The organism is Kitasatospora sp. NPDC093806, from assembly GCF_040683335.1.
Taxonomy (GTDB): domain Bacteria; phylum Actinomycetota; class Actinomycetes; order Streptomycetales; family Streptomycetaceae; genus Kitasatospora.
Window position 1 is genome coordinate 1 of sequence record NZ_JBFBDO010000193.1, and the last position, 6,829, is coordinate 6,829.

Annotated in this window: 5 protein-coding genes; 3 read left to right on the top strand and 2 right to left on the bottom strand. The window is 71.3% G+C overall.

Translation table 11 applies throughout. The features are described 5' to 3' along the window. Positions 1-131: 131 nt before the first annotated feature. The gene (locus AB0N76_RS38585) at positions 132-584 is read right to left on the bottom strand and encodes a GNAT family N-acetyltransferase (RefSeq protein WP_363565523.1); all 453 of its coding nucleotides are present in this window, start codon (positions 582-584) and stop codon (positions 132-134) included. Positions 585-704: 120 nt separating this feature from the next. Then, the gene (locus AB0N76_RS38590) at positions 705-1,496 is read right to left on the bottom strand and encodes a VOC family protein (RefSeq protein WP_363565524.1); all 792 of its coding nucleotides are present in this window, start codon (positions 1,494-1,496) and stop codon (positions 705-707) included. Between the two features lie 231 nt (positions 1,497-1,727). Between AB0N76_RS38590 and AB0N76_RS38595 the strand changes: the two genes are divergently transcribed. From AB0N76_RS38595 to AB0N76_RS38605, 3 genes are all read left to right on the top strand, one after another. Then, positions 1,728-3,920, top strand: coding sequence for an ATP-dependent RecD-like DNA helicase (locus tag AB0N76_RS38595; protein ID WP_363565527.1), 2,193 nt, complete (start codon positions 1,728-1,730; stop codon positions 3,918-3,920). 224 nt (positions 3,921-4,144) lie between these two features. Next, positions 4,145-5,434, top strand: coding sequence for a citrate synthase (locus AB0N76_RS38600; RefSeq protein ID WP_363565525.1), 1,290 nt, complete (start codon positions 4,145-4,147; stop codon positions 5,432-5,434). Between the two features lie 554 nt (positions 5,435-5,988). Further along, complete coding sequence (locus AB0N76_RS38605; RefSeq protein ID WP_363565526.1) at positions 5,989-6,708, top strand: SDR family oxidoreductase; 720 nt, start codon at positions 5,989-5,991, stop codon at positions 6,706-6,708. Positions 6,709-6,829 lie beyond the last annotated feature (121 nt).

The following is a 6,829-nucleotide window of genomic DNA, read 5'->3' on the forward strand; positions in this document are numbered from 1 at the left end:
TGGTACTGCAGGGGGGACCCTGTGGGAGAGTAGGACGCCGCCGAACAATCATTCACAAAGAACCCCCATCCGGGATCCGGATGGGGGTTCTTTGCGTTCCGAGCCATTTCCGAGCGAACTCGGAGCGATTTTCAGAGCGCGAGCTTGAAGCCGAGGTGGGAGGCGACGAAGCCGAGGCGCTCATAGAAGCGGTGCGCGTCGACGCGGGTGGCGTCCGAGGTGAGCTGGACCAGGTCGGCGTCGAGCTCGCGGGAGCGGTCGACGGCCCACCGGATCAGATCGGTGCCGAGGCCGGTGCCGCGTTCGTCGGCGTGGATGCGGACGGCCTCGATGATGGTGCGGGTGGAGCCCTTCCGGGAGAGGCCGGGGACGAGGGTCAGTTGCAGGGTGCCGATCGTCCGGCCGGCGCGTTCGGCGACCACGAGGTGCTGGTGCGGGTCGCCGTCGATGCGCTCGAAGGCGGTGCGGTAGGGCGTGAGGTCGTCGGGGCTCTCGCGGGTGGCGCCCAGCGGGTCGTCGGCGAGCATGGCGACGATCGCGGGCAGGTCGTCGACGGTGGCGCGGCGGATCGTGAGGTCGTTCATGATCACACCCTAGGCGGCCCCGGGAACCCGCCCGCGGCCCGGGCGGGTGTTGCTGTCCACCCCGCCCCCTCCGCGCCCCCGTGAGCGGCCCGCAGGGCCCCGGAAACGGGTGATCCGGCGTCACCCGCCGGGCGGCGCGCTGGTGATGACGGCGAATGCGGCGCCGTGCGGGTCGACGAGCCGGCCGAGCCGACCGACGCCGTGCACGTCCGTGGCGGGGAGCCGGACGGTGGCGCCGAGCCGTTCGGCGGTGGCGAGGCGGGCGTCCACGTCGGGGACCTCGAAGTAGGGGAGCCAGTGCGAGCCGGTGCCGGCGGCGGTCTCCGCGGGGTCGAGCTGGACGATCCCGCCGTGCGCGTCCTCCGTTCCACCGCCGGGTGGGGTGAGGACGGTGTAGTAGCCCTCGCCGAGCGGGACGTCCTGCTCCTGCCAGCCGAAGACCGTCCGGTAGAAGGCCTTGGCGGCCTCGGCGTCGACGCTGCAGCACTCCGTCCAGCAGAGGCTGCCGGGTTCGGTGACGGTGTCCAGGCCGCGGAGGTCGTGCGCCTGCCAGACGGCGAAGTCGGCGCCGGTGGGGTCGGTGTAGCCGGCCATCCGGCCGCTGGTGAAGACGTCGAACGGGGTGAAGCGGACCCGGCCGCCGGCCTGCCGGACCAGCTCGGTGGTGCGGTCGGCGTCGAGGGTGGCGAAGTAGACGGTCCAGGCGGCGCGGGCCCCGCCGTCGGTGGACGGGCCGAGCGCGGCGACCGTCCGGCCGTCCTGCCGGAAGAAGCCGTAGCCGCCGGCCCCGGGACCGGCCGGGGCGTGGCTCCAGCCGAGGACGGCGGTGTAGAAGGCGACGGAGCCGGGGACGTCCGGGCCGGTGAGGTCGAGCCAGTCGGGGGCGCCGGGACGGAAGGCGGTGCTGAGCATGGCGGTGCGGCTCCTTCGTCGGACTCCTCGCCGGGCTCCTCGCGCTCCTCGCCGGGTCCCTCGTCGGACGGCCCCGCCCCTCGCGTCCAGCCTGGCACCCGTACCCGCACTGTCGCACCCGGACGGTACGGTGCGTAGCGGACGTCGACCCGTACGGTGAAGGGGGGACCGGTGACCAGGCAGACCGGGACGCGGTCCGGAACCGGTGGCGCCGAGGCGCCGCCGCGCCAGCTGGCCCAGGTCGAGGGCGTGCTGGAGCGGATCACGTACGCCAATGAGGAGACCGGCTACACGGTCGCGCGGGTCGACACCGGGCGGGGCGGCAACGACCTGCTGACGGTGGTGGGCGCGCTGCTCGGGGCGCAGCCGGGGGAGTCGTTGCGGTTGCACGGGCGGTGGGGCTCGCATCCGCAGTACGGGCGGCAGTTCGTGGTGGAGAACTACACGACGGTGCTGCCGGCGACGGTGCAGGGCATCCAGCGCTACCTGGGGTCGGGGCTGATCAAGGGGATCGGGCCGCGGTTCGCGGAGCGGATCGTGGAGCGGTTCGGGGTGGACACCCTGGAGGTGATCGAGCACGAGCCGGGCCGGCTGATCGAGGTGCCGGGGCTCGGGCCGAAGCGGACGAAGAAGATCGCGGCCGCGTGGGAGGAGCAGAAGTCCATCAAGGAGGTGATGGTCTTCCTGCAGGGTGTCGGGGTGTCGACCTCGCTGGCTGTACGGATCTACAAACAGTACGGGGACGGCTCGATCGGGGTGGTGCGGAACGAGCCGTACCGGCTGGCGTCCGACGTGTGGGGGATCGGGTTCCTCACCGCGGACCGGATCGCGCAGGCGGTGGGCATCCCGCACGACAGTCCGGAGCGGGTCAAGGCGGGCCTGCAGTACGCGCTGTCGCAGAGCAGCGACCAGGGGCACTGCTACCTGCCGGAGGAGCGGCTGATCGCGGACGGGGTGAAGCTGCTCCAGGTGGACGTGGGGCTGGTGATCGACTGCCTGGCGGAGCTGGTGGCGGCGGAGGGGGTGGTGCGCGAGCAGGTGCCGGGGGAGGGCGGGGAGCCGATCACGGCGGTGTACCTGGTGCCGTTCCACCGGGCCGAGATCTCGCTGGCCAACCAGTTGTTGCGGCTGCTGCGGGCGGACACCGACCGGATGCCGTGGTTCGCGGACGTGGACTGGACGGCGGCGCTGGGCTGGCTCGCCCAGCGGACGGGGGCGGAGCTGGCGCCGGAGCAGGAGCAGTCGGTGCGGCTGGCGCTGACCGAGCGGGTCGCGGTGCTGACCGGCGGGCCGGGCTGCGGCAAGTCGTTCACGGTGAAGTCGATCGTGACGCTGGCGCTGGCGAAGCGGGCGAAGGTGGTGCTGGCGGCGCCCACCGGGCGGGCGGCGAAGCGGCTGGCGGAGCTGACCGGGGTGGAGGCGTCGACGGTGCACCGGCTGCTGGAGCTGAAGCCGGGCGGGGACGCCGCGTACGACCGGGACCGGCCGCTGGACGCGGACCTGGTGGTGGTGGACGAGGCGTCGATGCTGGATCTGATCCTGGCGAACAAGCTGGTCAAGGCGGTGGCGCCGGGGGCGCACCTGCTGTTCGTGGGGGACGTGGACCAGCTGCCGTCGGTGGGGGCCGGCGAGGTGCTGCGGGACCTGCTGGCGGAGGGCGGGCCGATCCCGTCGGTGCGGCTGACCAGGATCTTCCGGCAGGCGCAGCAGTCGGGGGTGGTGACCAACGCGCACCGGATCAACGAGGGGCTGCCGCCGCTGACCGAGGGCCTGCCGGACTTCTTCCTGTTCGCGGAGGACGACGCGGAGCGGGCGGCGGGTCTGACGGTGGACGTGGTGGCGCGGCGGATCCCGCAGCGGTTCGGCTACGACGCGCGGCGGGACGTCCAGGTGCTGGCGCCGATGCACCGGGGCCCGGCCGGGGCGGGGAACCTCAACACGCTGCTGCAGGCGGCGGTGACGCCGGCCCGGGAGGGGCTGGCGGAGCGGCGGTTCGGCGGGCGGACGTTCCGGGTGGGCGACAAGGTCACGCAGATCCGCAACAACTACGACAAGGGGCGGAACGGGGTCTTCAACGGCACAGTGGGAGTGGTGACCGCCCTCAGTGTGGACGACCAGCGGCTGACGGTGCTCACCGACGAGGACGAGGAGGTGCCCTACGACTTCGACGAGCTCGACGAGCTGGCGCACGCGTACGCGGTGACGATCCATCGTTCGCAGGGAAGTGAATACCCGGTGGTGGTGATTCCGGTCACCACGTCCGCGTGGACGATGTTGCAGCGGAACCTGCTCTACACCGCGGTGACCAGGGCCCGGAAACTGGTGGTACTGGTGGGGTCACGGAAAGCGATCGCGCAGGCGGTTCGCAGCGTCAGCGCAGGTCGGAGGCATGCCGCGCTCGATCACCGGCTTGCGACTGGATGATTCTCCAAGGGATGGTTGCCTCTATTGTTCTCTTGACGTGAAGAGATTTACGGCAGAGCCTGGAGTGGTGCCGATCTTGTCCGGTTCGTACCGGCTGCGGCGGCAGGTTTTGTAGGGGCGGGCCCTTTCGGGCCACCCCGGGTGCGCGGCTGTCCTCCGGATGGGGGATGGTAGAGACAGTCAGGGCACCTTGGAAGAGGATTCATTTCGTCGGTGAGGAAGACGTGAGCGACAACTCGGTAGTACTGCGGTACCAGGACGGCGAGTACGAGTACCCCGTCGTCGAGAGCACTGCGGGCAACTCCGGCTTCGACATCTCGAAGCTGCTCCCGCAGACCGGCCTGGTCACCCTGGACAACGGCTTCGGCAACACCGCCGCCTACAAGTCCGCGATCACCTTCGTGGACGGCGACAACGGCATCCTGCGGTACCGCGGTTACCCGATCGAGCAGCTCGCCGCCAAGGGTGACTTCATCGAGACCGCCTACCTGCTGATCAACGGCGAGCTGCCGAACGCCGAGCAGCTGTCGGAGTTCAACCGCGAGATCACCCAGCACACCCTGCTGCACGAGGACGTCAAGCGCTTCTTCCAGGGCTTCCCGCGGGACGCCCACCCGATGGCCATGCTGTCCTCGGTGGTCGGCGCGCTGTCCACGTTCTACCCGGAGAGCCACAACCCGTTCGACGCGGCCCAGCGCCACCTGTCGACGGTCCGCCTGCTGGCGAAGCTCCCGACCATCGCGGCCTACGCGTACAAGAAGGCGATGGGCCAGCCCTTCGTCTACCCGCGCAACGACCTGAGCTACGTCGAGAACCTGCTGCGGATGACCTTCGCCGTCCCGGCCGAGGACTACGAGCTCAACCCGGTCGTCGTCAACGCGCTCGACAAGCTGCTGATCCTGCACGCGGACCACGAGCAGAACTGCTCGACCTCCACGGTCCGCCTGGTCGGCTCCAGCCACGCCAACCTGTTCGCCTCGATCTCGGCGGGCATCTCGGCGCTCTGGGGCCCGCTGCACGGCGGCGCCAACCAGGCCGTGCTGGAGATGCTGGAGAGCATCCAGAAGGACGGCGGCGACGTCGACGCCTTCATCACCAAGGTCAAGAACCGCGAGTCCGGCGTCAAGCTGATGGGCTTCGGCCACCGCGTGTACAAGGCCTTCGACCCGCGCGCCGCGCAGGTCAAGCTGCTCGCCCACGAGGTGCTCGGCCAGCTCGGCAAGTCCGACGAGCTGCTGGAGATCGCGCTCAAGCTGGAGGAGCACGCGCTCAAGGACGACTTCTTCGTCTCGCGCAAGCTCTACCCGAACGTGGACTTCTACACCGGTCTGATCTACCGCGCCATGGGCTTCCCGACCAGCATGTTCACCGTGCTGTTCGCCCTCGGCCGGCTGCCGGGCTGGATCGCCCACTGGCACGAGATGATCAACGACCCGACCAGCCGGATCGGCCGCCCGCGCCAGATCTACACCGGCACCGAGATCCGCGACTACGTGGAGATCGACGCCCGCTGACGCCGACGGGCACGCCCTGACACCGTGCCACGAGGGCCCGGCCGCATTCCGCGGCCGGGCCCTCGTGTCGTCCGCCTCCGTGCCGCGCCCCAGCGGGCACGGCGGCGGTTCCGATACGTCCGGCGCACGACTCCGGGGGCGGCTGCGGGCCCGGGACGGCCGCTCAAAGCGTCCCAGACCCCCGCCACTCCCCGGCGCCGTGCGCGAAGGCCGCCAACCTCGGCGACCGTCCCGGGGCCCGCCGGAGCCCCGTCGGCGGCAGTGGTGGTCGTGCGTCGACGCGATGCCGTTCGCCGCGTCTCGGCCCACCGGAAAACTGCCGCACTACCAACCTAAGACGTATCAGGGTGCGAGAAGTTACGCCCGGGGGGTGTGAGCTGCCTCTCGCCACGCTCCGTGTGCACCTCGTACCGGCCCCATACCACACGTTCCGGCGGCGGCGACGTCACCCTCCCCGCAGTCACGGCAACCGAGCGTGATAGGAATCGTGGCATTCCGGTACGGACCGCCCGCACCTCGCAGCGTGGCGGCGGAGCTGGGGAGGGAGTGCGCAGATGACCAGGAACGTGGTTGTCACCGGCGGTGGCACGGGAATCGGGTACGAGGTGGCGCGACGGTTCGCCGAGGCCGGCGAACGGGTCGTGATCGTCGGCCGCCGGCGAGCGGTGCTGGAGCAGGCCGCCGTCGCCCTCGGGCCGAACGTCACCCCGCTGGTCTGCGATCTCGCCGACCCGGACGCGGTGGAGGCCGCGCTGGCCGACCTGCCCGAGCGGATCGACGTGCTGGTGAACAACGCCGGCAGCCGGGAGACCGTGATCGGGGCCGGCCCGCACGCCCTGCTGGCCCGCTGGCGCGGCGACTTCGAGCGCAACGTGCTGACCGTGGTGCTGCTCACCGAGTCGATCCGGGACCGGCTCGCGCCGGGCTCCGGCCGGGTGGTCACCATCAGCTCGATCGCCGCGCTGCGCGGCGCCGGCTCGTACGGGGCCGCGAAGGCCTCGCTGCACGCCTGGAACAACTTCCTGGCCGCCCAGTTGGGCACCTCGGGCATCACCGCCAACATCGTCGCCCCGGGGACGGTCGCGGGCACCGAGTTCTTCGGCCCGCGGCTGGACGAGGCGGAGGTCTCCCGGCGGGCGGCCCGGACGCTGCTCGGGCGGATCGGGGAGACCGGGGAGGTCGCGGCGGCGGTGTACTTCCTGGCCTCGCCGGAGGCCGGGTTCATCACCGGGGAGATCCTGCACTGCAACGGCGGCGAGCTGCTCGGCCGCTGAGGTTTGTCGAGACATGCCCGAGGGCCCGTACCGCAGCACGCGGTACGGGCCCTCGGGGGTGTCGGGGGCGTGGTGGGGAGCGCACTCGTGGGTCCTGCAGTCTCCGGGGGTCTAATCGGGG

What these genes read in the sequence shown, in the direction of transcription:
- AB0N76_RS38585 (WP_363565523.1), bottom strand. Translation starts at nt 584, where the DNA reads ATGAACGACCTCACGATCCGCCGCGCCACCGTCGACGACCTGCCCGCG.
- AB0N76_RS38590 (WP_363565524.1), bottom strand. Translation starts at nt 1,496, where the DNA reads ATGCTCAGCACCGCCTTCCGTCCCGGCGCCCCCGACTGGCTCGACCTC.
- AB0N76_RS38605 (WP_363565526.1), top strand. Translation starts at nt 5,989, where the DNA reads ATGACCAGGAACGTGGTTGTCACCGGCGGTGGCACGGGAATCGGGTAC.